Below are 21,982 nucleotides of genomic sequence, written 5' to 3'. Positions count from 1 at the left end.
ATCTCATGCCTGCCCCTGCTGGGGATCCCATCTATTGCATGGCGCTGAGTGCAGCTCGCGCGGCAGAAGAGAAAAAAGGTGGCGATATCGTTCTGCTGGATGTATCCCAAGTCTCCACTTTGGCAGATTACTTTCTTCTGGTCAGCGGCTACTCGCTTACGCAAGTCCGCGCCATTGCCCGAGCAATTGAGGAAAAGGTTTGGGACGAGTGGAAACAAACTCCGCGCCGCATCGAAGGGCAGGAATCGGCCTCTTGGATACTGATCGACTATGCCGATCTCATTGTCCATGTGATTATGCAACAGGAAAGGGACTACTATGACCTAGAGTCTTTCTGGATCCAGGCTCAGCGAGTCGATCTGCCCATAGCAGGCTAAATCTATTTGTTTTGGATCCCTGGATTTGGCAGTTCTTCAGAGCTTGGAGCCAAGGGAAGAGTTGCTCTTTACAACTCTTTAACTGCCTTCCAGGGCCTCCTTGACAGACAGAAGTTTTAGTCAATTGTCAAGAAATATGTAAGTTTCTTAATATTCCCGCAATTTCTTACACAGTCACGTGTTAGGGTAGTGAATGACAAATAGCTGAGTAAGATCTTCCTGCCTTTTGCAGTCGAGTTTCTATAGTCTTTGTTAAACGCTCTACCTTGTTTCTCTTGAACGCTGATAATTCTTCGTTGGTACTGAATACCAGCAAAAAGATTTTCCAGCTGCTGATGGCTCCTATTGGCTGCTTTCAGCGGCAAGTGGAAAGGCAAACGAGGCGAATAGAGGAGGCAAGGATTGGCTGCACAAGAGGATCTTACGAACGAAACCGCAACTTCTTCCCGACGGCAGACTTAACTGCAACCGGCTTAAATGGTCGGCCTGTAGGCAAAATCCGGTGCCAAAAGCAGCGGAGGAAGATGGGGAAGCAGCGTTTTTTGTTTAATGTCTGTTTTTAAGAGCGACAGGGATTTTTAGGAGGGACATTCATCATGGAAAAGATGTTGGTTAATATCGTCGAGTACCTGGCATTGGGAGAACTGGAAACTATCCTCTCCACTGAGCACCCCCATCAACAGGTGTTTCATGACGCTAGGGAGCGGGAAGGGATGATGCAGCAGATCCTAAACCGGGTCCCCGCCATCTACATGTGGCTGGCTGCCGATGAGTGTCCCAGCCGCGATCAACTCAATTCCTCTGAGCTGGAATTGCTGCGGTCGGTAGTGCGGGATGTGGTCAATCAAAAACTCCAACAAGCCTCTTTTGGCCTTGACCCCTATGCGGGATCCATGTCAGAGGTCTTCTACGGATAGAGGGGGCGGGCTTAAGCTACACTGCAAAGGCGTTGCCTTAGCTTGTTGCCTCTGCCCATGTTGCCTGTTTACTATTCTGATATTTTCCTCAGCCACGATACTGGGCCATTTCACCCCGAGCGTCCGGCTCGCTTGCAGTCCATTGTTAAGGCGCTGCGTGGTGCCCCTTTTGCCAACCAGTTGGAATGGCGGGATCCCCCCTTGGCGGAGCTGGCAGAGCTGGAGCGAGTACACTCGCGTCGGCACATTCAACAGGTGGCTGAGTTGGCAACAGCAGGTGGGGGACACATCGATGCCGACACTGCTCTCTCGGGGAGAAGTTTTGAGGCAGCGCGCCTGGCTGTGGGAGCTTGGATTGCCGGCTCTGCTTCGGTTTTGGCCACCGCTCAGCCGGCTTTGGTGCTGTGTCGTCCGCCTGGGCATCACGCAGAGCCAGAACGGGCAATGGGGTTTTGTTTATTCAGCAACGCAGCCATTGCGGCGCTGTGGGCGTTGGATCAGCCGGGGGTAAAGCGGGTGGCGATTTTCGATTGGGATGTTCACCACGGCAACGGCACGCAGGCGGTGGTGGAGCGCTATCCCCAACTGGCCTATGCCTCCATCCATCAGTTTCCCCTCTACCCCGGCACCGGCTCCGCTCGCGAAACCGGGATCCACGGCAACCTCTGCAACGTGCCTTTGCCTGCCGGCTCGGATTGGTTGGCCTACAAAAAGGCCCTCGACGAGAAGATCTTGCCGTTCTTGCAAGCGTTCCAGCCGGATTTGCTGCTGGTGAGCGCCGGCTTCGACTGTGCCAAAGGGGATCCCTTGGCCGGTATGCGGCTAGAGCCGGAAGACTTTGGCCGCATGGCCCGCCTCTGCCTGGAGCAGGTGACCCGCAAAACCCTCTTCGGCTTGGAAGGCGGCTATAACCTGGACAACCTGGCGCGCGGCTGGCTGAGCCTGGCCCAAGCTTGCCTGGAGAGTTAACCTTTCCACTTCACCTTGGGTAAAATCTGCCGCACATCCACCCGATCCTTGTACTTGAGAGCAAAGTTGAGCAGCGAATCCAAGAGGGAATCGGACAGATAGTGGGGCTGGAGGCCCAGGTCTAGGAGCTTGGTGTTTTTGGCGTTGTAGTAGTGCTCTTCCAGCTCGACGCGGGGGTTCTCCAGGTGGTTGATTTCCACCTTCAGGCCCATGGTGGCTCCCGCCTTTTGCACCAGCAACGCCAGTTGCTCAACACTAAATTGCTCTGTGAACTGGTTCATCACCCGGAATTGGCCCGGCTCGGCAGGGTGAGCAATGGCCAGCTCCACGCAGCGCACCGTGTCGCGGATATCCAGGAAACCGCGGGTCTGGCCGCCCTTGCCATACACTGTCAGCGGATGGCCCACGGCCGCTTGAATGCAGAAGCGGTTCAGAGCTGTGCCGAATACGCCATCGTAATCGAGACGGTTGATCAGCACCTCGTCCATGCCGGTTTCTTCTGTGAGCACGCCGTATACCACCCCTTGGTTGAGGTCGGTGGCCCGCAGGCCCCAGACGCGGCAGGCGAAGTGGATGTTGTGGCTGTCGTGTACTTTGGAGAGGTGATACATGGATCCCGGCTGCTTGGGGTAGGGCAGGGTATCCTTGCGGCCATTGTGCTCGATGGTGATGTACCCCTCCTCGATGTCGATGTTGGGGGTGCCGTACTCGCCCATGGTGCCCAGCTTCACCAGGTGGCAATCGGGAAATTCCTCCTTGATGGCGTAGAGGATGTTCAAGGTGCCCACCACGTTGTTCACCTGGGTCATTACCGCGTGTTCGCGGCTGATCATCGAGTAAGGGGCAGAGCGCTGCTCGCCAAAGTGAACAATGGCCTCCGGCGGGAAGCGGCGCATGCAGGAGATCAGGGCTTCGTAGTTGGTAACGTCGCAGACAAAGATGGGAATGTCCTTGCCGGTTAGCCCCTTCCAGCAATCCACCCGTTGCTCTAGCTGGGCAATTGGGGTCAGGGTAGAAACCCCCAGTTGCAGATCCCAGAGGCGGCGGACGTAGGAATCGAGAATGGCCACCTCATAACCCCTGTTGGATAGGTATAGGGCCGTCGCCCAGCCACAGTATCCGTCACCACCAATAACCAGGACTTTCATCAGGGAAGCAAAATTCGGCTGCTGACGAATCTACCAAGTTATGGCACCAAAGACAAACTCTCCTGGGATCCCTTCGGGGTGCTGGATAGCCCCTTATTCGATGCGAGGCGGGTTGTCCAGGGTATAAACCGTGGTCTCGGCGGCAATGGCACGGCGCAGGTGAGCTGGGACTTGGTAGAGGCCCAGAAGGGTGATGCCATCGATGAATTGCAGTGCCCCTCGCTCGGGATCCAACTGTTGGCTCAGAATCTGGTCGATCTGCTCCGGTTCTGGCCTGGGGGAGATGGGATCCTGAGCTGCCAGGGCAAAACCCAGCGGGCCACCGTAGGTGGGGGCATAGATGGAGTAGGGCTGCACAGCGGCAAACACCGTTTTCAGGGTGCGAACAATGCGGGTGTGTTGATGAAGCTCAACCGGCCCCGTCGGCCCGGCTTGGATGGTGAAAGCCCCATCTGGCTGCAACTTGGAGCGGATCTGGCGGAAAAACTCCTGGGTGAAGAGGCGATAGGCAGGGCCGGACTCAATGGGATCGGAGAGATCGGAAAGGATCACATCCCAAATGGGGCCTGTTTCCTGGAGAAAATCCAAGGCATCGGCAATCACCACCTCCACCCGCGGATCTTCAAAGGATCCCTGGTGCATTTCCGGCAGGTGCTCTCGGCAGGCTGCCACCACCTCCCCATCGATGTCCACCATCACCACCTGCTCCACCGAGCGCCAACGCAGCACCTCCCGCAGCGTTGCCCCTTCTGCCCCCCCCAACACCAGTACCCGCCGGGGGATCCCGCCCGCTTGGACAACCTGCACCATAGCCGGATGAACCAAAGCCTCGTGGTACAGAAACTCATCCACGGTAGTGGATTGCCAATGCCCATCCAGCATCAGACCCTTGCCGAAGGCCCCCGTCTCGGCGATCAGCATCTCCTGGAAAGGGGTTTTTCGGTAGGCCAAGATGCGCGTGACGGCACGGGCGGTGTAGTCCCAAGGGGTAAAGTACTCCTGAACCCAGAAGAAACTTCTCGGGCTGCTCATAAGCACCTCGCTACAGCTTTTTCCAGCAACATAGACCGACCTCTGGGGTGAATCGGATCCCACCCAGCCTACAGATGGCCCCCATGACAGTCTGGAAAAAGCTGCGATTGGCGAAGATCTCAGCGCCTTCGTCGGGTCGCTTCACAGGTGAGCACCTCAGCCGAGTCTGGGGCCTCTTCCAGGAGTGTCGGTTGCGCGGTGCGGCGGGGCACCTTGCGCAGGGAATATCGTCGCGCTTGAAACACGTCGATCAGATATTCACAGGCCGCTTCCGGTCGGGTGTGGCGACCACAGGTGAACACATCCACCGCCGCGTAGCCCGCTTCGGGCCAGGTGTGAATGGAGATGTGGGATTCCCCCAAAAGAGCGAGGGCTGTAATCCCCTGTGGCTCAAATGGATGGCACAGCTCTCCCAAAAAGGTGGAGTTGGAGCGTCTGGCTGCCTCTCGCAAAGCCTGTTGCACCAGAGAGGCATCATCCAAAAGTTTGGCCGGGCAGTCGTAAAGCTCCAGGATACAGTGGATCCCGATCAGAGCTGGAGACCTATCCCCTAATTGGCCAGATAGTGTGTGCAGCATACTATCCCCTAATTGGCCAGATAGAACTGATTAGAACCAGAGGCTGCACAGAAAGCGCAGCTTTACCATTATCTCACAATTGACATACTCCCCTGCCTAAAGGCAGGGGATTCTGGTTCCTGGTTCTGCGACAGCACTTACCGTGTCAGGTTGCCCCTCCACAGCAGCGGTGCTCATCGCGGCAGCGGGCCGTAGGCCTTTCTCCCCAGGCGTTCCCCCTTTCGGGGCGGTTCCCTTTTGCCCAAAGGTACCGTTGTTCCACTCCTCACCCAACAACTCCAACCCTTTGCGCAGGATGTTGATGGCCGCATTCTCATCCCGGCAAAGTACCACCCCACACTGCGGGCATTGATGGGTGCGAGTGGACAGCGTCTTCTTCACCCGGTGGCCACACCGAGAACAGTCCTGACTGGTGTACTGGGGCGGCACGGCCACCACCACCTTGTTGAAGACTTTCCCGTAGGAGTCCAGCCACCCGGTGAATAAACTCCACCCGGCATCGTGAATAGTGCTCCGCACCGCTTACGCGAGCGACTTGGCCAAGTGGTGATTCCGTACCAAGTTGCGCACCTGCAAGTTCTCATACGCCACGACGTCGTGAGACGCCACCACGCACCGGGCCAGCTTCACAGCCCAGTCTCTACGCTGGCGTTGGACTTTGAGATGCACCTTGCCCAGTCGCTTCCTCTGCTGGTGGTAGTTCTTGGATTGGGGTTTGGCCCCTCTCCGAAACTTCCGACTTAACCTGCGTTGCTCTCGCTTTAACCTCCTTTCGGCACGACGCAAAAACTGGGGGCACTCTACCTTGTGGCCGTGGCTGTCGGTGTAGAAGTGCATCAAGCCCACATCCAGCCCCACCGCCTCGCCGGTGTAGCCCACCTTCTCCCGACGCTCCACGTCCAGGCAGAACTGGGCGTAGTAGCCATCGGCTCTCCGCACTACCCGCACCCGATTGATTTTCAGGGTGAGGATGTCCCGCCGCGCCTCGCCGTTGCAGTACAGGGCAAAGGTGCCTGCCTGGAAGCCGTCCGTGAAGGTGATGGACATTCCATCTTGGGAGAGCTTCCAGCCGGAGATTTTGTACTCCACGGAGCGGCAATGTTTCTGGAACCTGGGATAGCCCTCCCGGGCTGCCTTCTCCTTGCAGCGGCGGTAGAAGTTGGAGATGGCAAACCAGGCTCGCTCCGCACTGGCTTGCCGGGCAGAGGAGTTCAGCTTCTGAGCGAAGGGGAACTCTCTGGCCAAGTCTTTGCAGAGGGAGTACAACGTGGCCCTGTTCACCCCCTGGTTATCCATCCAGTGGCGCAGGCATTTGTTGCGGACAAACTGAGCAGTCCGGATGGCCTCGTCCAGGGCTTGGTACTGTGCTGCTGTGCCGTTGAGGAGCTTGGCTTCGAGGACGCGCATGAGTGCATCTTAGCAAAGGTCTAACGAGATAAAAGCCGCCCTAGTCGCGTCAGCGGGCCGTAGGCCTTAGAGCGGGGCTTCAGACCCAGTTTTTTGGTAAAGCCAAACTACCCTCCCCAGCAGCTTTTTTCTTAACCGAAAGTTAACCCTAGGCCCAATCTGGAGCCACTGCACCACCGACACCAGCGTTCCGGGAAGGGGCTGGAGAAGCTAGGGCTGCTGCTCCTTTGAAGAGGGAGAGGGGGGATAGAGCAGGGCTTCCAGCTCCTGCAGCGCTTGCTCCAGGTTGTCGTTGACAATCACGTAGTCAAATTCGTCTTGGGCATCCAATTCCTTGCGGGCCTGTTCCAGGCGGCGCTCGATGCTGGCCTCTGAGTCTTGTCCGCGCTCGCGGATGCGACGTTCCAGCTCTTCCAGAGAAGGGGGACAGAGAAAGATGCGAATGGCATCTGGGTACTGTTGCCTCACCTGACGGGCCCCCGCCAGCTCAATTTCCAGCAGCACATCCTGACCCTGATTGAGTTTTTGGAACACGATCTCGCGGGGAGTGCCGTAAAAGTTGCCCGCATACTGTGCCCATTCCAACAGCTCGTTGGCTTCAATCAAGTTGAGAAATTCCTCCCGGCTGCGAAAGTAGTAGTTGACACCTTCCTGTTCGCTGGGGCGGGGGGGGCGGGTGGTGACCGAAACCGAGAGATACAGCTCGGGGTGGCGCTGGCGCAACTGGTTGACCAGCGTACCCTTACCCACTCCGCTGGGCCCTGTCAAAACCACCAAGCGACCGCGCGGGGTAGGAGCCGGAAGGGATCCCTGCTGCTGCGTACACTCAGAGGAAACCGGGGTAGGAGAGGTTGGCATAGACAGAGACCGACGCAAGACGGCTGGGCAATTGACTTGTTTGGGTTGGTTTTAGGATATCTCACTTCTGGTTTCTCAAACGGCTCACAGCGATGGGCTTTCACTCGGTCTCCTCTGACAAACCGGGCTTGGCCGTGAGGAAGCGGTTGGCAACGGTTTCGGGTTGGATGGCGGAGAGGATGACGTGCCCGGAATCGGTGATAATGACAGCGCGGGTACGACGACCATAGGTGGCATCTATCAACTGGCCCCTCTCGCGGGCATCGCTGATGATGCGTTTGATGGGAGCTGACTCGGGACTGACAATGGCGACCACACGCCCAGCGGCGACGATGTTGCCAAAGCCAATGTTGATTAGGCGGGTATCCATGGGGTGATGAGGGAACCTAACGGTTGTCCGGCCAGCAACCTTCATTAAGGTAGCAAATGGGGCTCTTTCGCGGGTTTGCCACAACGACACCTGAGTTCTCGGCCAATTGGGCAGTGAGTTCTGGCGACAAGTCCCGTTCGGGTGAGCCGCAAAAAGGCTGTGGTTGCATAACAAGCTGCACCCTCCCAAACAACTTGCCCTGTTTATCGAGGACGGTAAAATCGTCAACATGAAGCCACTTCAATAGAACTTGAACTGTAAGCCTCAAAGGCCGCCGCTGTGGTAAGCAGTTTGAGGCAGCTCTGAAAACGAAAAGATCGACCCAGCACCCCAAGCTTGAATAGATTTCTTCCTTGCCTATGCTTGACCTGACTTGGCTGGATCCCCTTGTCCAGCACTTTCAACTGGGGGATCCAGAGCCACCCGAAGCCATCCGAGTGGGCCTCATTCACCAAACTTGGAAACTCAACACCTCTGAGGGATCCTTCATCGTCCAGCGCCTTCACCCCCGATTTGATCCTGCTGTCACTGAAGATGGTCAAGCCATCGGCCAATGGCTGAGACAACACGGCTTCCCCGTCCCCCAATTCCGCCGCGCTCGCGATGGATCCCTGCACTTGTCCTGGGCAGAAGGGCTGTGGCGGGTCATGGATTGTCTGCCGGGATCCTGTCACCCAACTCCTCCCAATTGGGGCTATCTGGAAGAGGCGGGGGCAGCCGTTGGACGCCTGCATCGACTCTTGGCCCAGATGGACTATCGTTTTCGCTTCCAGATCCCGCATTTTCACGATACGGCTCACCTTTGGCAACAGCTACGCCAGTATGAGCCGGCCCCAGAAGTGCAGGCAGAATGGCAGTTTTTAATCGAAACTGTGCCCAATCTTCTGCTGCCCTCGGGGATCCCAACTCAAATCATCCACGCCGATCTCAAGTTCAACAACTTTTTGTTCGATGAGCAGGGGCGATTTGTGGGCCTGGTGGATCTGGACACCTTCATGTATCACAATCTCTATGTTGAATTGGGGGATGCCCTGCGCTCCTGGGGCAAACGAGGAAATACCCTTCAGCCAGAGGCGATCCTGGCCGGGTTGCGGGGCTATGCCCAAACCGGGAACTTGCACGCCCTACAACCGGAACTCCTTCTCCAAGGGATCCAACTGATTACCCTGGAATTGGGGATGCGCTTCTTGCAGGATTGGTTTGAAGACGCCTACTGGAATTGGGATCCCCAGCGCTACCCCAGCCGCAAAGCCCATAACCTGGCCCGCTGCCAACAGCAAATTTGCCTCTATCAAGACCTCACCCAGAGGGCACCCCAACTGTTGGAGTCCATGCGCGCCCTTTTGTCTTGTGAGCAGCGGAAAGAGGGAAGGTAGCCAACAGGTTTGCCCAGCTTTTGACAGCTCGTTTTGGGATCTGCTACCGCGGCATAGGAATGAAACATTTCTAAATATTTCTGTGGCATTGCTTCCCGACTCTCCTCCCCCAGAGGGAGAGGGGCTGGGGGCGGTCGCGAAACGCCTAGGAAGTGTCTCAATCTAGTTTCAAATGACGATAACGCTCAATCTCGACTTTGACTTGGATCGCAATGGTCGGGAACACGCTCCAAGCTCCCCTAGGCGGTTTGCACTTGGCGCACCAACCCAGTCGTTTTCAGAGCAGCCAAAGCCCGATCCCGGTAACGGCCATAGCGCTCCTGCTTGTTGCGAAGCTTGCGCCCCTCCAAATCCGGCAACAGCCCAAAATTGGCCGGCATCGGCTGAAAGTGCCTGGGATCGGCGCTGCTGATGAACTGAAACAGGGATCCCATCATTGTTTCGGGGGGCAGCGTGATCAAGGGCAACCCCAGAGCCAGGCGGGCGGCGTTCTGTCCGGCCAACCATCCCCCTGCCACCGCGCAGGCATAGCCCTCGGTGCCCACCAACTGGCCGGCGGCAAACAGCGTGGGTCGGCGACGAAATTGCAAGGTCGGCCACAGAAGCTGGGGCGAATTCAAAAATGTATTGCGGTGCATCACCCCAAAGCGGACAAACTCCGCCTGTTCCAGGCCGGGGATGAGGCGAAAGACCCGCTGCTGTTCTCCCCATTTCAAGTTGGTTTGAAAGCCCACCAAGTTCCACAGCTGCCCTGCTTTGTCCTCTTGCCGCAACTGCACCACCGCGTAAGGACGGGATCCCGTGCGCGGATCCACCAGCCCCACCGGCTTCAAGGGGCCGAAACAGAGGGTGTCTTTGCCCCGGCGCGCCATTTCTTCAATCGGCAAGCAGCCCTCGAAAAACTTGCGCTCCTCCCGTTCAAAATCCTTGAGGGGCGCCTGCTCTGCCTCCACCAGCGCCCGCCAAAACCGTTCGTACTCCGCTTCCGTCATGGGGCAGTTGAGATAGGCTGCTTCCCCCTTGTCGTAGCGGGAAGCCTGAAACACCACCGCTCGGTTCAACGAATCCCCGGTAACAATGGGGCTAGAAGCATCGAAAAAGCTCAGGTACTCCAGGCCCGTAAAGGCTTGCAGTGCCTTGGCCAGGGGATCGCTGGTCAGAGGGCCGGTACAGAGGACGGCAATGCCCTCCGGGATCTCCGTCACCTCCTCCCGACGCAGGGTGATGCGGGGATGGTTTTGAATGGCTTCCGTGAGAGCCTGGCTGAAGCGGGCCCGATCCACTGCCAATGCCCCTCCTGCCGGCACTGCATGGCAATCCGCCGTCGCGATCACCAGGGATCCCAGTTGTCGCAGTTCTTCCTTGAGTAGCCCTGCCGCCCGATCGCTGGCTGCAGCCCCAAAGGAGTTGCTGCACACCAGCTCCCCCAACTGATCGGTGTGATGGGCCGGGCTCTGACGCACGGGGCGCATCTCCGAAAGGATGACAGGCAACCCTGCCTGGGCAATTTGCCAAGCAGCTTCTGTCCCCGCCAACCCCCCGCCCACAACATGGATGGGGGCGAAGGCTCCCGCTCGTGCAAGCGGGCTGCAAGCCCTTGGGTTAGTTGGAGGGTTCATCACAACCTCCGGGAGGGAAGAGAAGAATGGAGCGCACCCTGCTAGGGCCGGAAACGGCTCAGGTCAAACCCACTATGGTGACATACTCCCGCACTCATGCTGACGCAAAGCACTCCGCGCTGCTAAAGCGAAAGAGTGTGCGCTTCTCGCTTCAACGGGGAGCTATCACAAGAACCCTCAGCGAGCAGACACGGAATGTCCCACCGCGTAGCTGTACCAGATTCCGGCAAAGCCGTTTTGTACAGCCAGGTTGATTATAGAACAAAGACCGCCTTTCATCCCGACCCTTACGCTGAGGCATAGCGCTCCGCGCCGCTAAAGTGGTTGCGTCGCGTTGCGTAGCAATAAGGAGGGCGGAGCTTCTGGGCGGATTAGCTAACCCTCAGCATGGCCCGACCTGCACGAGGCAAGTGACCCAGAGGCGGGATACGCTACTATAAGTACCCGCTGACACCCAGGATCCCGACCCATGACGGAAACGGCTGACCTTTGGCCACAGCTTTTGGGGCAGTTGCTGGATCGGCAATCTCTCAGCGAAGCCCAAGCTGAACAGTTGATGAACGGTTGGCTCCAGAACCAAGTGCCAGATGTGGTGTCGGGGGCGATTCTGGCGGCCCTGCAAGCCAAGGGTGTGAGCGCTGGTGAACTGGCCGGCATGGCACGAGTGCTACAGCGGGCTTCGCTGGGATCCCCGCTGGACTTGCCTCTCCTGGTGGATACCTGTGGCACCGGCGGCGATGGGGCCGGCACTTTTAACATTTCCACGGTGGTGGCCTTTGTGGTCAGTGCAGCCGGGATCCCGGTGGTTAAACATGGCAACCGTTCCGCCTCTGGCAAGGTCGGCTCGGCGGATGTGCTGGAGGCCCTGGGGGTGAACCTCAACGCTGAGCCAGAGCGGGTGCGGGCGGCTGTGGCGGAAGTGGGCATCACCTTTTTGTTTGCTCCCCAGTGGCACCCGGCCATGCGGGCGGTGATCCCCTATCGGCGGGCCCTCAAGGTTCGCACCATTTTCAACCTGTTGGGGCCCTTGGTCAACCCCCTCTATCCCAACCGCCAGGTGATCGGGGTTTACGCCCAGGAGCTGGTGCCGGTAATGGCAGAGGCCCTGCGCCTGTTGGGACGGGAAGGGGCCATTGTGTTGCACAGCCGCGAAGGTCTCGACGAGGCCGGTCTGGATCAACCCACCGATCTGGGCATCCTGTCCGGTGGGCTGGTACGGACGGAAGTCTTGAACCCTGCAGATTACGAGCTGACCCTGGCACCCACCCAAGCTCTCAAGGGGGGGGATGTGGCGGAAAATGCCGCCATCCTCACCCAAGTTCTCCAGGGATCCGGGACGCCTGCCCAGCAGGATGTGGTGGCCTTGAATGCTGCTTTGGCCCTGCAGGTGGCCGGAGTGGCCCCCGATTGGAGAGCCGGGATCGCCCAAGCTCGCGAGATTCTCGCCAGGGGTGCCGCTTGGGATCGCTTGCAACAGCTGGTTCATTTTCTCAAGGCTTGATGCCGGTAGGAGTCCAGGAGAGGGCGACAGGGATCCCACCTGAGCCTAGGGCTAAAACTCCCGCCCTCGCCCAAAGGCCAGAACTTCATCCACCCCCAAGCGAGGCTTGCGCGGCAGGTTACCCGCTGCCGCATATCCAACCGCCAGCAGCATCACCGGCACGTAGCGGTCGGCAATGCCGAACTCCCGCTTTACCCCTTCCGGATCAAAGCCGATCATCGGGCCCGCTCACCAAACCCTTGGCCTGAGCCGCGATCATCAGCGCCATGGCAGCCATCGCCCCAGAGCGAATCGCTTCATCCCGCGCCAAGGTGGGATTGTGGAGCATGCCTCTAACCCCCAAAACCCTGAACTTTGCTGAATTTACTGAGCTTTAGGCGGTTTGGCAAAAGTCATTGAGAGGGATATAGTAGACCAAGTTTCCCCCTGATCCTTGAGTCCACCGCAACGGTTGCCGGGAAGTGAAGGGGGAAAGCGCTCGGGGGGTATTCCTCAGGGCTTTGCGGGATACCGCCTTCCTGTTTGGACTCCGTCCCGCTGACGCGAACAGAGGTAGGCAGGATGCGATCGCTTCTTTCCTGAACCATGTTCAGGAGAGTTCAGCGTGAATGTATCAGATAGGTTGCCTGGGCCATGTTCACCCAGCCTTCCGCTTTTTCGGGCGAGAGGATCCCGGCAGCAACGCTTCTTTGCACAATTTCAGGCAGTTTCTCATACCCCCGCAGATCCCCCAGGATGATAAACACCACCGATGCATCCGCCACCTTCTGTTGGTTGTAGGCCAGAGATTTGAGGCGCTCTTTGTCTTCCGGGTCGGTGACCGCAACAAACCGCCAGTGCTGAATGTTGAAGGAAGAAGGAGCTTCCGTAGCATAAGCCACCAGCTCTCGGATCTCCGCTTCCGATAAACGGCGGCTGGGATCCAATTTGTCGGCGGAAATGCGCTCTTTCAGGGCAGTTAGGGCGTCCATAGGGATCCTCAAGTGTCGGTAGAAAGGCTGCTCCCCCCAAAGGTAGGGGCAGGATTGGCAAATGGCTATACATTCCGTGTTCAAACGGTCTGTCTTCTTTGTTATCTCCCTTTTATCCAGCCTGTGACAACCGGGTGAGGCACAAACTGGGCCTTGGCAGGGCAGGCAAGCGGGATCCCTAACGCAAAGGCAGGTATGATGGAAAAACAAACTGGTCTCATCTGGGTCGCCCGGTTAATCGTCGGATTGGTGTGGTTGATGGGGAGAAGCAATCGGTGAACTTCGGTCGAGTGCTGACGGCCATGGTTACCCCCTTTACTGATGAGGGGGAGCTTAACTACGATGAGGCCGCTCGTTTGGCCGATTACTTGGTAACCCACGGCAGTGACGGCTTGGTGGTCTGTGGCACCACAGGCGAATCTCCCACCCTAACCTGGCAAGAGGAGTATGAGCTGTTCCGCGTGGTGCGAGATGCCGTAGCCGGTCGGGCTAAGGTGATCGCCGGGACGGGATCCAACTCCACCCGTGAGGCCATTGAAGCCACAAAAAAGGCCGCTCAACTCGGTTTGGATGGCTCTCTGCAGGTGGTGCCCTACTACAACAAGCCTACCCAGGCCGGCCTTTATGAGCACTTCAAGGCCATCGCCCAAGCCAGTGACCTGCCCATCTTGCTCTACAACATTCCCAGTCGGACAGGGGCCAGTTTACAGCCGGAGACTGTAGCCCAATTAGCAGAATTGGAAACGGTTGTCGCCATCAAAGAAGCCAGTGGTATGATGGATGTAGCTTCGGAAATTCGGCGACTCACTCCCTCGCGTTTCGCCATCTATTCAGGGGATGACTCTCTGACGTTGCCGCTCCTATCTTTGGGGGGGAGCGGGGTGGTCAGTGTAGCCAGCCACCTGGTTGGGTTGCAGTTGCAGGAGCTGATCCAGAGCTACATCAGGGGGCAACACGATCAAGCTTTGGCCCACCACCTGCGCCTGTTTCCGTTGTTCAAGGTTTTATTCATCGAGACCAACCCAGTTCCGATTAAGGCCGCATTGGAGATGCAGGGTTGGCGAGTGGGTCGGGCGCGCCTTCCCCTAGCGCCTCTACAGCCCAGTTCTCTGCAGGTTTTGCGACAGGTGCTTGAAGAGATGGGCCTACTGGCTGAATCGAAGGGATCCGAACAAATGGCGACAAAAGTTTCATGATTGCATTTTTAGACTTTGCTTCTGCCATGACCACGGTTTTCAGGGGTTTGCAAGGGGCTCTTTTGTGGCGTTTGACCTGTGGGTAGGTAGCTTTTTCCCTGAAAAGCTCTTCCCCGGCCTGGGAAATGGATGAGTTGCGGCTTTCGCCCACAACTTTGTCGGGGATAGCTTGTGCCTATTTCTGTTTTTGTTTTTTTACTGTTGAGGATCTAAACCCATATGCCAACACCACGTTCTTCAGTTGCTTCTCGTTCTGTGATCCCACAATCCACCTCTTCCGTTCAGATGATTCCGCTGGGCGGCGAGCGGGAGATCGGCAAAAACACATGGGCCTTCCGCTACGAGGACGACATTATCCTCTTGGATGCCGGTTTGGCTTTTCCCGATGAGAGCATGCACGGCGTGAACATCGTGCTGCCGGACATGACCTACATCAAGCAAAACCGCGACAAAGTGCGGGGGATGGTGGTTACCCACGGCCACGAAGATCACATCGGTGGCATCCCGTATCACCTGCGGGAGTTCGATATTCCGGTCATCTACGGCCCCAGATTGGCGCTGGCGCTGCTGGAAGAGAAACTGCGGGAGGTGGGCCTGCTCAACCGCACAGAGCTGCGTCCTGTTGGCCCCCGTGAAATCGTTCCCTTGAGTAAGCACTTTTTTGCCGAATTCATTCGCAACACCCACTCTTTTGCCGATAGCTTTACGGTGGCTCTGCACACGCCTGTGGGCGTCATTATTCAGACCGGCGACTTTAAGATCGACCATACCCCCGTGGATGGGGAGTACTTCGACCTGCAGCGGTTGGCCGAACATGGGGAAAAGGGAGTGCTCTGCCTGATCAGCGACTCCACCAACGCTGAAGTGCCGGGGTTCACCCCCTCTGAAGCCTCAGTGGTGCCCGGTCTCACCAAGGCCATTGCCGGAGCCAAAGGGCGGGTGATCATCACTACCTTTGCTTCTTCGGTGCATCGTCTCAACTTGGTGCTGCAGATCGCCGAACAGCAGGGTCGGGTGGTGTCTCTGCTGGGCCGCTCCATGCTGAATGTGGTGGCTCACGCGCGGCGTTTGGGCTACATCCGCTGCAAGGACGAGACGCTGCAGCCGATGCATGTGATCAACAGCCTGCCGGATGACCGGGTGATCATCCTCACCACCGGATCCCAGGGAGAACCTCTAGCTGCTCTCACCCGCATTGCCAACGGCGAGCACCCGCAGTTGCAAATCAAGCCAGGCGACACGGTGGTGTGGTCGGCCAACCCGATCCCTGGCAACACCATCGCGGTCTCGCGGGTCATCGACAAGCTGATGGAGCTGGGAGCCAATGTCATTTACGGCAAAGACAAGGGCCTGCACGTTTCCGGCCACGGCTGCCAGGAAGACCAGAAGCTGATGATTGCCCTGACCCGCCCCAAGTTCTTCGTTCCCACCCACGGGGAATACCGCATGCTGGTCAAGCACGCCGAAACCGCCATGAGCATGGGGATCCCGCGGGAAAACATTGTAATCATCGACAACGGCGATGTGGTGGAGGTGAACCGGGAGCGCATTGCCATCACGGGCCGCGTCCCCTCTGGCCTGCAGATGATCGCCGCTTCCCACGATGGAGTGGTGATGGATGAGATGCTGCAGGAGCGGCAGCAGATCGCCAAAGATGGCATGGTGACGGTGGTGATCAGCCTGGACGGCAGCGGCCAGTTGCTCTGCACCCCGCAGGTGCAAACCTTTGGCTTGGCGGGGGAAGGGAACCAACTCAAGGGATCCGACCTGAAACCCCTTCTGGAGAACACCCTTCGGCAAGCGTGGCCCCAATTTGCTCGCTCGCTGGAGCGGGGCAGCCTGGACATCGACTGGGCCGGCCTTAAGGGCGAAGTGGAGCGGGTGGTGCGCCGTTTCTTGCGAGAACAATTGCCCGGCAGGCCCACGGTGGCGGTTTTTGTGCAATCCCCTGAAGAGGAGTCTGTGTCTTCTTTGGGTGTGGAAACCCAACCGGAGCCGGTAGCGGGTGCTCTGGGCCGGCGGCGGCGTTCCTCGGCAGCGGTAGCTGCTTCCTAAAACTGGCCCGTTCTCCGTGGCTGGATCGTCTAAGCGCCTTTGGGATCCCTTGCCGAGCGCAGGGATCCTTCCTGTTGTGCCGGCTTGTATCCATCCGTGAGAAAACTGCGGAGGGCGGACTCTGCCGCCGCATCTGGTTGCAGGGATCCCACCTCGCTAAAGGGAGGGCAGCGGGTTTGGGGAGGGAGCGGTTGCCGAAGGGCGCTCAAGAAGGCATCGGCCAAATCGGCGTAGCCCCGGTCGTTGGGGTGAAAGCCGTCGGCCAGCGGGCCGGGAAAGAAGGACTCGCGTCGGTAGGAGCGGGGATCGCAGAGCAAGTCCACCACTGGGATCCCCTGTTGGCTTAAGGGGTTGATGGCCCGTTGCGTGAGGCCAACCGAGATCAGGGAGAGCAGTTGGCGCACGCTGCTGGGTTGCTGCTGACCCAGAGGAATCAGGGCGAAGTTGGGCAGGTTGGCCACCGCCAGGCGAGCTTGAGGGGCACGGGCACGCACCGCTTGCAGCAGGGTTTGGTAATCGGCGGCGAATTGTCGGATCTGCTGATCGACGAAGGGCAAGGGATCCTCACCTTGGAGAGCCTGTTGAGCCGCCGCCAGAGCGATGGCGTTGGTATCGTTTCCGCCCACCCAAATGGTGATCAGGGTGGCATCGGGGGGAAGGCGCGGCACTTGATCCTGCAGCAAATTGGCCGGGATCCCCTGCCTCAGGGCTTGCATGGCGGGGCTGAGCACCGCTCCCGAACGGCCCAGGTTGATAAGCTCCACTGGGCCGGGCAGCAAGCGAGCCAGGCGGGGCACATAGCCCGTTCCATTGGGGCAGTCCAGGGGCTCTGAGCGCTGGGGTCGAGTGCCGGCGGCGTTGGCTGGGCCATCACAGGAAATGGAGGCGTTGTAGCCAACGGCATCGCTGGCTCCCAGGGCAACGTAGCGGGTGAGGGTGGGTGGGCTGGGCACAACAGGGGATCCAGAACTGGCAGAGCAGCCGGTTAGCCCCAAACTGAGTATCAAAATCAGCAGGGAGAGGAGGAACACCCAGCTGTCTTGTTGTCTTGGAGTCGAGTTTTCTGGGGTTCGGGTGCTGGCATCCTTTGCAGAGAGAGGCATGGGAAAGCGGGCATAGATAGGGCGAGGCGGGAAGCACCCCCAGACAGGCTAGCCAAGGATCCCAAAATTGGCGAGGTATGGTGGGAGTATGCCGCTACGGTTTTGCAAGTCCCGCACCTACCACGATCCCCTGCATGGCGCCATCAGCCTGAATGGAGGGGACGCGGTTGAGGCTCTGCTCATTCGCCTGATCGATACACCGGCCTTTCAGCGGCTGCGCCGCATTCGCCAGTTGGACACGGCCTTTTTTACCTTCCACGGGGCAGAGGGATCCCGCTTTACCCATTCGGTGGGGGTGCTGCAGGTAACGCGGCGGCTGTTCGACAAATTGGCCCATCGCCACCCGGAGCTGCGTCCCTATCGGGCGGTAACCTTGGCCTCGGCTCTGCTGCACGACATTGGCCATGCCCCTTTTAGCCATGCCGGGGAAGAGATCTTCGGCTGCCGACACGAGGTTTGGACGGCCCGCATTCTCCGGGAGGATCCCCAAGTGGGGACGCTGCTGGCGGAGTTTGATTCCCAACTGCCGGCCCAGATGCAGCAGGTGTTGCAGAAGCAATTTCCCCTGCCGCTGGTGGGGCAACTCATCTCCAGCCAACTGGACTGCGACCGCTTCGATTACCTGATGCGGGATAGCCTGCTCACGGGCGCCCAATACGGCCACCTGGACTTGGATCGCATCCTAACGGTGCTGGATTATGACCCGGAGACGGGATCCCTGTCCATCCCCGCCCGCAAAGGCCTGGGGGCCATCGAGCACTACCTGGTGGTGCGCTATTTCATGTACACCCAGGTCTACCAACATCCCAAAAGCTTGTGCGCCCGCTTCATCTTGGATCGGCTGTTCAAACGGGCGCAGGTTCTCTTGCAAAGGGGGGAGATTGAGCTGGATCCCATCCTCAGCGCTTGGTGCTGGGCCTCGCTGGCGGCTCAAAAAGGGGATCCCTTCGAGTTGCCGCTCCCCCTCTACTTGGCTGCCGACGATATCATCTTCAGCTACCCCATGCGCCTCTGGGCCATGTCGGGGAAGGATCCCATCTTGGCGGATCTGTCGCGGCGCTACTTGGAGCGGGATTTGTTCAAGGCCCGCAACATTACCCAGTTGTCTGAGGAACAACGCCAAACCCTGGTGGCCGCCGTGCAGGCCAAAATGCTGCAGGACGGGCTGGATCCTGAAAGTTACTTGGGCATCCGCTCTGCCCATGTCCAGGGCTATAGCTTTTATGACCAAGGGATCCAGCTCAAAACCGAGCGTGGCTATGAAGAAATTGCCCATCTTTCCCCTTTGGTGCGTGCCTTGGTGGAAACCCAGCGCCAGGTCTGGCTAATCTTTCCCCGGCCCTATGGCGATATCGTAGAAGGGGTTTTGTCTGCCTAGAAAATCATTGGGCCATCCCAGAGCTAGAGCATTAGAGGTGGGAATCTGTTCCTGAGCACATCTAAACAACGAGGGAAGCAGGAGTGGGGATCCGAGAAATCCTAACGGGGGTATTGTCCTTAACAGCTTTGGCGATTGCCCTGGTGGCTCTGCAACTGAGGCGAGCGTTGCGGGCTTCCCCCTGGCTGAGGGATCCCCCGGCGGAACAGGCAGGGGAAATCGCGGCCGGGATGGAGCGGCTGGCGGTGATCGTGCCCGCCTACAACGAGGCCGAGAACGTGGTGGGCTGCCTGAGCAGCATTCTGGACAGCACCTCTGCCCCTTTACAGGTGTGGTTGGTGGACGATGAATCCACGGATGCCACCTGGGAGCTGGCCCAAGCCCTGGCTGCCGAACGGCAAGATCCGCGCCTACACCTGCTCAAGGGGGATCCCCGTCCCAAAGGCCAAAGGTGGGTGGGCAAAAACTGGGCCTGTGCCCAAGCCGTCGCCCGCGTAGAAGCCGACTACTTGCTGTTTCTGGATTGCGACGTGCGGCTGGGATCCGGTGCCATTGAAGCGGCCTTAGGACATTTGCTGGCAAGCGGCAGCGGCTTGGTGAGTGTAGGGCCGCAATTGGTGTGCGGTTGCCTGGCGGAGTGGCTGGTGCAACCCATCATGATGACCATCCTGGCGGTGGGTTACAACTTTGCCGCCGTCAACGATCCCGACAACCCCAAAGCCTTTGCCTTTGGTCCCTTCCTGCTGTTTCGCCGCTCTGCCTACGAGCAAGTTGGCGGGCATGCCGGAGTGGCCGATGTGGTGATCGAGGATGTGGCCCTGGGGCAACGGATCAAAGCCCAGGGGTTGGGCCTGCAAATTTGCCTGGGAGGGCCGCGGGTGCGCAGCCGCATGTATGCCAACGGGGCTGCCCTTTGGGAAGGGTGGACCAAAAACTGGTTCCTGGGCCTGGAGCGCAACTGGGCCTTGGCGGTGTTGGCAATGGGTACGGTCTTGGGGATCTGCAGCTTGCCCTGGTTGGGGCTGATCCTGGCTGGGGCTACGGGATCCCTGGAGGTGCTGTTGGCCAGCTTTGCAGGGATCCTGGCCCAATTGGCCATCCGGCTTCTGCTCCGGCATTGGGCGCATCTGCCCCTCTGCTACTGGTGGCTAACGGCAGTGGGGGGTTGGGCGACAGCGGCCATCATCTTGGCTTCGGCCATCCGCACCACCACCGGCCGCAACTGGACTTGGCGGGGCCGTTCTCTCGCCGTCCACTGACCGGAGTGCGCCAACACCCCAGAAATGGTACAAGAACATGGTCTAATGGGGGATGTTCGGAAAACAGGCAAGCTGGGTTTAGAAACAGCGGAATAGCACACCATGCAGGCTCTGGTCATCGGATCTGGGGGGCGAGAACACGCTCTGGCCTGGAAGCTGTTGCAGTCTCCCCAGGTTACTCGGATCTACTGTGCCCCCGGCAACGGCGGCATGCAGCAGCTGCCCCGCTGTCAATCCGTGGCTTTGGCGGCTACCGACATTGAAGGCCTGGTGCGGTTTGCTACCGTACAAGGGATCCGCCTGACGGTGGTAGGGCCAGAGCTGCCCTTGGTGCAGGGGATCGTGGACGCCTTCCAGGCAGCAGGGTTGCCCATTTTCGGGCCTAGCCGCGCCGCTGCCCAACTGGAAGGAAGCAAACTCTGGGCTAAGCAATTGATGCAAGAGGCGGGGATCCCGACTGCTCGCGCTACCGGCTTTGCTGAGCTATCTGCCGCTGTGGCCTATCTCGACTCCCAGAGTTTCCCAGTGGTCATCAAAAAAGATGGACTGGCTGCCGGCAAGGGGGTAACCGTTGCCCAAAACCGGGAAGAAGCCGTGCAAGCCCTGGAAGCAGCCCTGGCCAAGCCGGGCGATCAGGTGCTGATCGAGGAGTTTATCCCCGGCCAGGAGGTGTCGGTTTTGGCTCTAACCGATGGCCAGATCTGTGTGCCGCTGCCACCTGCCCAGGACTACAAGCGCCTTGGCGAGGGCGATACTGGCCCCAACACCGGCGGTATGGGAGCTCATGCCCCTGCGGATCACCTGGTAACTCCAGAACTGTTGGCCCGCATCCAAGCCCAGATCCTGGATCCCACCCTGGAGGCTTTGCAACGGCGGGGCATCCGCTACCAGGGGGTGATCTATGCCGGTTTGATGATCACGCCCAGTGGGGATCCCTACGTGTTGGAGTACAACTGCCGCTTTGGGGATCCAGAGGCTCAAGTCCTCCTGCCCTTGCTGGAAAACCCTTTGGACGAGGTGCTGCTGGCCTGTATAGAAGGACGGCTGGCCCAAATCCAGCTCAAATGGAAACCCGGCTATGCCGCCTGCGTGGTGATGGCAGCCCCAGGCTATCCCGATGCCTACGAGCGAGGGATCCCCGTCTCCGGCTTGGATGCAGCTGCCACCACGGGGGCGTTGGTGTTTCATGCGGGTACCCGCCAGGCAGGCAAGCAGCTCCTGAGCGATGGCGGGCGCGTTCTCTGTCTTACCGGCCAAGGGGCAACCCTATCCGAGGCCCTGCGCCAAGCCTACGCAGCTGTGGAGCAAGTGCAGTTTCCCAAGGCCTACTATCGTTCTGACATCGGCAGCCACGCCCTGGGGCCTGCCGTCCGCCGAGGAGTGATCCCTACCCCATAAAGCCATCCCTTGCCCTCTCAGCTGCAGCCGGATGGAAGAAGCCCCAGAGGGGTCGCTCCTCCAGGGCCCATAAAGCAGCTTTGAAAAAAGCTTTGATGCTTAGACGATAGCGCTTTCGGTAACAAGACGGCAACAGTGATATCAAAAGCTCAACTTTACTTTAGATTCCTTAACAATAGCCCTCTGCTTTGACTAGGCACGGATATTGCTGAGCTGAGTCTCTCCCCTCTCGAGGGGGATCCCCCATTAGCCCACTTGAACTGTTGCGGACCCGGATCCCCTAGAGCAGGCATTTCCTCTCCCAGGGTGGAAGAGGGGTTGGGGGTGTTCGTCTGGGGCAGCGCATGGCAGAGAAGACTATCTCTCTCAAATAGATTCAGCTAGAAATCGCAGGAGCCCCGCACTGTACCCGTAGGGTCGGTGTCGGGAGGAATGCGCTTTGATGAAGTACAATGAACTTATGAGCCAAG

At 58.7% G+C, this 21,982-nt stretch carries 20 protein-coding genes and 1 pseudogene; 10 read left to right on the top strand and 11 right to left on the bottom strand.

Going from position 1 to position 21,982, the window contains the following annotated elements:
• Window positions 1-5 precede the first annotated feature (5 nt).
• The 3 genes from rsfS to ACVWZJ_RS09410 all read left to right on the top strand — a co-directional run bounded on the left by rsfS (window position 6) and on the right by ACVWZJ_RS09410 (window position 2,263).
• Window positions 6-377 (top strand): ribosome silencing factor, encoded by a 372-nt coding sequence (gene rsfS, locus ACVWZJ_RS09420; protein WP_011431734.1) that lies wholly within the window; start codon window positions 6-8, stop codon window positions 375-377.
• A gap of 596 nt (window positions 378-973) precedes the next feature.
• Window positions 974-1,294: a hypothetical protein gene (locus ACVWZJ_RS09415; RefSeq protein ID WP_457395911.1), complete on the top strand. Its 321-nt coding sequence runs from the start codon at window positions 974-976 to the stop codon at window positions 1,292-1,294.
• A 57-nt stretch (window positions 1,295-1,351) separates the two neighbouring features.
• The gene (locus tag ACVWZJ_RS09410; RefSeq protein WP_414406999.1) at window positions 1,352-2,263 is read left to right on the top strand and encodes a histone deacetylase family protein; all 912 of its coding nucleotides are present in this window, start codon (window positions 1,352-1,354) and stop codon (window positions 2,261-2,263) included.
• Here ACVWZJ_RS09410 and ACVWZJ_RS09405 read toward each other — a convergent pair.
• From ACVWZJ_RS09405 to remA, 6 genes and pseudogenes are all read right to left on the bottom strand, one after another.
• The gene (locus ACVWZJ_RS09405; RefSeq protein WP_457384670.1) at window positions 2,260-3,411 is read right to left on the bottom strand and encodes an NAD-dependent epimerase/dehydratase family protein; all 1,152 of its coding nucleotides are present in this window, start codon (window positions 3,409-3,411) and stop codon (window positions 2,260-2,262) included. The genes ACVWZJ_RS09410 and ACVWZJ_RS09405 overlap by 4 nt on opposite strands.
• 93 nt (window positions 3,412-3,504) lie before the next feature.
• Complete coding sequence (locus tag ACVWZJ_RS09400) at window positions 3,505-4,443, bottom strand: fused MFS/spermidine synthase (protein WP_457395910.1); 939 nt, start codon at window positions 4,441-4,443, stop codon at window positions 3,505-3,507.
• Window positions 4,444-4,562: 119 nt separating this feature from the next.
• Window positions 4,563-5,021, bottom strand: a complete 459-nt coding sequence (speD, locus tag ACVWZJ_RS09395; RefSeq protein WP_414328672.1) for an adenosylmethionine decarboxylase — start codon at window positions 5,019-5,021, stop codon at window positions 4,563-4,565.
• A gap of 96 nt (window positions 5,022-5,117) precedes the next feature.
• Window positions 5,118-6,428, bottom strand: a pseudogene (locus ACVWZJ_RS09390) (RNA-guided endonuclease InsQ/TnpB family protein).
• 210 nt (window positions 6,429-6,638) lie between these two features.
• On the bottom strand, window positions 6,639-7,286 hold the full coding sequence (gmk, locus tag ACVWZJ_RS09385; RefSeq protein ID WP_369791759.1) for a guanylate kinase: 648 nt from the start codon (window positions 7,284-7,286) through the stop codon (window positions 6,639-6,641).
• 100 nt (window positions 7,287-7,386) lie between these two features.
• Entirely contained in the window at window positions 7,387-7,656 is a 270-nt protein-coding gene (gene remA, locus ACVWZJ_RS09380; RefSeq protein WP_011431727.1) for an extracellular matrix/biofilm regulator RemA, read from the bottom strand.
• Between the two features lie 359 nt (window positions 7,657-8,015).
• Here remA and ACVWZJ_RS09375 point away from each other — a divergent pair, with 359 nt between their 5' ends.
• The gene (locus tag ACVWZJ_RS09375) at window positions 8,016-9,032 is read left to right on the top strand and encodes a phosphotransferase enzyme family protein (RefSeq protein ID WP_187147247.1); all 1,017 of its coding nucleotides are present in this window, start codon (window positions 8,016-8,018) and stop codon (window positions 9,030-9,032) included.
• 239 nt (window positions 9,033-9,271) lie between these two features.
• On the opposite strand, the gene trmFO is transcribed toward ACVWZJ_RS09375, so the two are convergent.
• On the bottom strand, window positions 9,272-10,651 hold the full coding sequence (gene trmFO / locus ACVWZJ_RS09370) for an FADH(2)-oxidizing methylenetetrahydrofolate--tRNA-(uracil(54)-C(5))-methyltransferase TrmFO (protein ID WP_414329729.1): 1,380 nt from the start codon (window positions 10,649-10,651) through the stop codon (window positions 9,272-9,274).
• Between the two features lie 469 nt (window positions 10,652-11,120).
• Between trmFO and trpD the strand changes: the two genes are divergently transcribed.
• Window positions 11,121-12,152, top strand: a complete 1,032-nt coding sequence (trpD, locus tag ACVWZJ_RS09365) for an anthranilate phosphoribosyltransferase (RefSeq protein WP_457395909.1) — start codon at window positions 11,121-11,123, stop codon at window positions 12,150-12,152.
• Window positions 12,153-12,203: 51 nt separating this feature from the next.
• On the opposite strand, the gene ACVWZJ_RS09360 is transcribed toward trpD, so the two are convergent.
• The 3 genes from ACVWZJ_RS09360 to ACVWZJ_RS09350 form a co-directional block, all read right to left on the bottom strand.
• Window positions 12,204-12,371 carry a hypothetical protein gene (locus ACVWZJ_RS09360; protein WP_457395908.1) on the bottom strand — a complete coding sequence of 56 codons (168 nt, stop codon included), beginning with the start codon at window positions 12,369-12,371 and terminating at the stop codon, window positions 12,204-12,206.
• Complete coding sequence (locus tag ACVWZJ_RS09355) at window positions 12,358-12,480, bottom strand: hypothetical protein (protein ID WP_457395907.1); 123 nt, start codon at window positions 12,478-12,480, stop codon at window positions 12,358-12,360. Before ACVWZJ_RS09355 ends, ACVWZJ_RS09360 begins: the two co-directional genes overlap by 14 nt.
• Window positions 12,481-12,751: 271 nt before the next feature.
• Window positions 12,752-13,123, bottom strand: coding sequence for a nitroreductase family protein (locus ACVWZJ_RS09350; RefSeq protein WP_457384674.1), 372 nt, complete (start codon window positions 13,121-13,123; stop codon window positions 12,752-12,754).
• A gap of 275 nt (window positions 13,124-13,398) precedes the next feature.
• Between ACVWZJ_RS09350 and dapA the strand changes: the two genes are divergently transcribed.
• Both dapA and ACVWZJ_RS09340 read left to right on the top strand, forming a co-directional pair.
• Window positions 13,399-14,319 carry a 4-hydroxy-tetrahydrodipicolinate synthase gene (dapA, locus tag ACVWZJ_RS09345; RefSeq protein WP_414424319.1) on the top strand — a complete coding sequence of 307 codons (921 nt, stop codon included), beginning with the start codon at window positions 13,399-13,401 and terminating at the stop codon, window positions 14,317-14,319.
• 219 nt (window positions 14,320-14,538) lie between these two features.
• Window positions 14,539-16,374: a ribonuclease J gene (locus ACVWZJ_RS09340; RefSeq protein ID WP_011431719.1), complete on the top strand. Its 1,836-nt coding sequence runs from the start codon at window positions 14,539-14,541 to the stop codon at window positions 16,372-16,374.
• A gap of 29 nt (window positions 16,375-16,403) precedes the next feature.
• Here the strand turns inward: ACVWZJ_RS09340 and ACVWZJ_RS09335 are convergent, their stop codons facing one another.
• Window positions 16,404-17,405: an SGNH/GDSL hydrolase family protein gene (locus ACVWZJ_RS09335; protein ID WP_457395904.1), complete on the bottom strand. Its 1,002-nt coding sequence runs from the start codon at window positions 17,403-17,405 to the stop codon at window positions 16,404-16,406.
• 160 nt (window positions 17,406-17,565) lie between these two features.
• Here ACVWZJ_RS09335 and ACVWZJ_RS09330 point away from each other — a divergent pair, with 160 nt between their 5' ends.
• From ACVWZJ_RS09330 to purD, 3 genes are all read left to right on the top strand, one after another.
• Window positions 17,566-18,855: an HD domain-containing protein gene (locus tag ACVWZJ_RS09330; protein ID WP_457395902.1), complete on the top strand. Its 1,290-nt coding sequence runs from the start codon at window positions 17,566-17,568 to the stop codon at window positions 18,853-18,855.
• Between the two features lie 113 nt (window positions 18,856-18,968).
• Window positions 18,969-20,114, top strand: a complete 1,146-nt coding sequence (locus ACVWZJ_RS09325) for a glycosyltransferase (protein WP_457395900.1) — start codon at window positions 18,969-18,971, stop codon at window positions 20,112-20,114.
• Window positions 20,115-20,216: 102 nt separating this feature from the next.
• Window positions 20,217-21,512, top strand: a complete 1,296-nt coding sequence (gene purD / locus ACVWZJ_RS09320; protein ID WP_011431715.1) for a phosphoribosylamine--glycine ligase — start codon at window positions 20,217-20,219, stop codon at window positions 21,510-21,512.
• Window positions 21,513-21,982 lie beyond the last annotated feature (470 nt).

Source organism: Thermostichus sp. OS-CIW-29, assembly GCF_054058195.1.
The sequence above is the reverse complement of the archived record's forward strand: the minus strand, read 5'-3'. Positions and strand labels throughout refer to the sequence as shown.

What these genes read in the sequence shown, in the direction of transcription:
- trmFO (WP_414329729.1), bottom strand. Translation starts at nt 10,651, where the DNA reads ATGAACCCTCCAACTAACCCAAGGGCTTGCAGCCCGCTTGCACGAGCG.
- purD (WP_011431715.1), top strand. Translation starts at nt 20,217, where the DNA reads ATGCAGGCTCTGGTCATCGGATCTGGGGGGCGAGAACACGCTCTGGCC.
- ACVWZJ_RS09340 (WP_011431719.1), top strand. Translation starts at nt 14,539, where the DNA reads ATGCCAACACCACGTTCTTCAGTTGCTTCTCGTTCTGTGATCCCACAA.
- ACVWZJ_RS09350 (WP_457384674.1), bottom strand. Translation starts at nt 13,123, where the DNA reads ATGGACGCCCTAACTGCCCTGAAAGAGCGCATTTCCGCCGACAAATTG.
- gmk (WP_369791759.1), bottom strand. Translation starts at nt 7,286, where the DNA reads ATGCCAACCTCTCCTACCCCGGTTTCCTCTGAGTGTACGCAGCAGCAG.
- ACVWZJ_RS09405 (WP_457384670.1), bottom strand. Translation starts at nt 3,411, where the DNA reads ATGAAAGTCCTGGTTATTGGTGGTGACGGATACTGTGGCTGGGCGACG.
- speD (WP_414328672.1), bottom strand. Translation starts at nt 5,021, where the DNA reads ATGCTGCACACACTATCTGGCCAATTAGGGGATAGGTCTCCAGCTCTG.
- trpD (WP_457395909.1), top strand. Translation starts at nt 11,121, where the DNA reads ATGACGGAAACGGCTGACCTTTGGCCACAGCTTTTGGGGCAGTTGCTG.
- ACVWZJ_RS09330 (WP_457395902.1), top strand. Translation starts at nt 17,566, where the DNA reads ATGCCGCTACGGTTTTGCAAGTCCCGCACCTACCACGATCCCCTGCAT.
- ACVWZJ_RS09410 (WP_414406999.1), top strand. Translation starts at nt 1,352, where the DNA reads ATGTTGCCTGTTTACTATTCTGATATTTTCCTCAGCCACGATACTGGG.
- ACVWZJ_RS09355 (WP_457395907.1), bottom strand. Translation starts at nt 12,480, where the DNA reads ATGCTCCACAATCCCACCTTGGCGCGGGATGAAGCGATTCGCTCTGGG.
- ACVWZJ_RS09415 (WP_457395911.1), top strand. Translation starts at nt 974, where the DNA reads ATGGAAAAGATGTTGGTTAATATCGTCGAGTACCTGGCATTGGGAGAA.
- remA (WP_011431727.1), bottom strand. Translation starts at nt 7,656, where the DNA reads ATGGATACCCGCCTAATCAACATTGGCTTTGGCAACATCGTCGCCGCT.
- ACVWZJ_RS09375 (WP_187147247.1), top strand. Translation starts at nt 8,016, where the DNA reads ATGCTTGACCTGACTTGGCTGGATCCCCTTGTCCAGCACTTTCAACTG.
- ACVWZJ_RS09400 (WP_457395910.1), bottom strand. Translation starts at nt 4,443, where the DNA reads ATGAGCAGCCCGAGAAGTTTCTTCTGGGTTCAGGAGTACTTTACCCCT.
- ACVWZJ_RS09360 (WP_457395908.1), bottom strand. Translation starts at nt 12,371, where the DNA reads ATGATCGGCTTTGATCCGGAAGGGGTAAAGCGGGAGTTCGGCATTGCC.
- rsfS (WP_011431734.1), top strand. Translation starts at nt 6, where the DNA reads ATGCCTGCCCCTGCTGGGGATCCCATCTATTGCATGGCGCTGAGTGCA.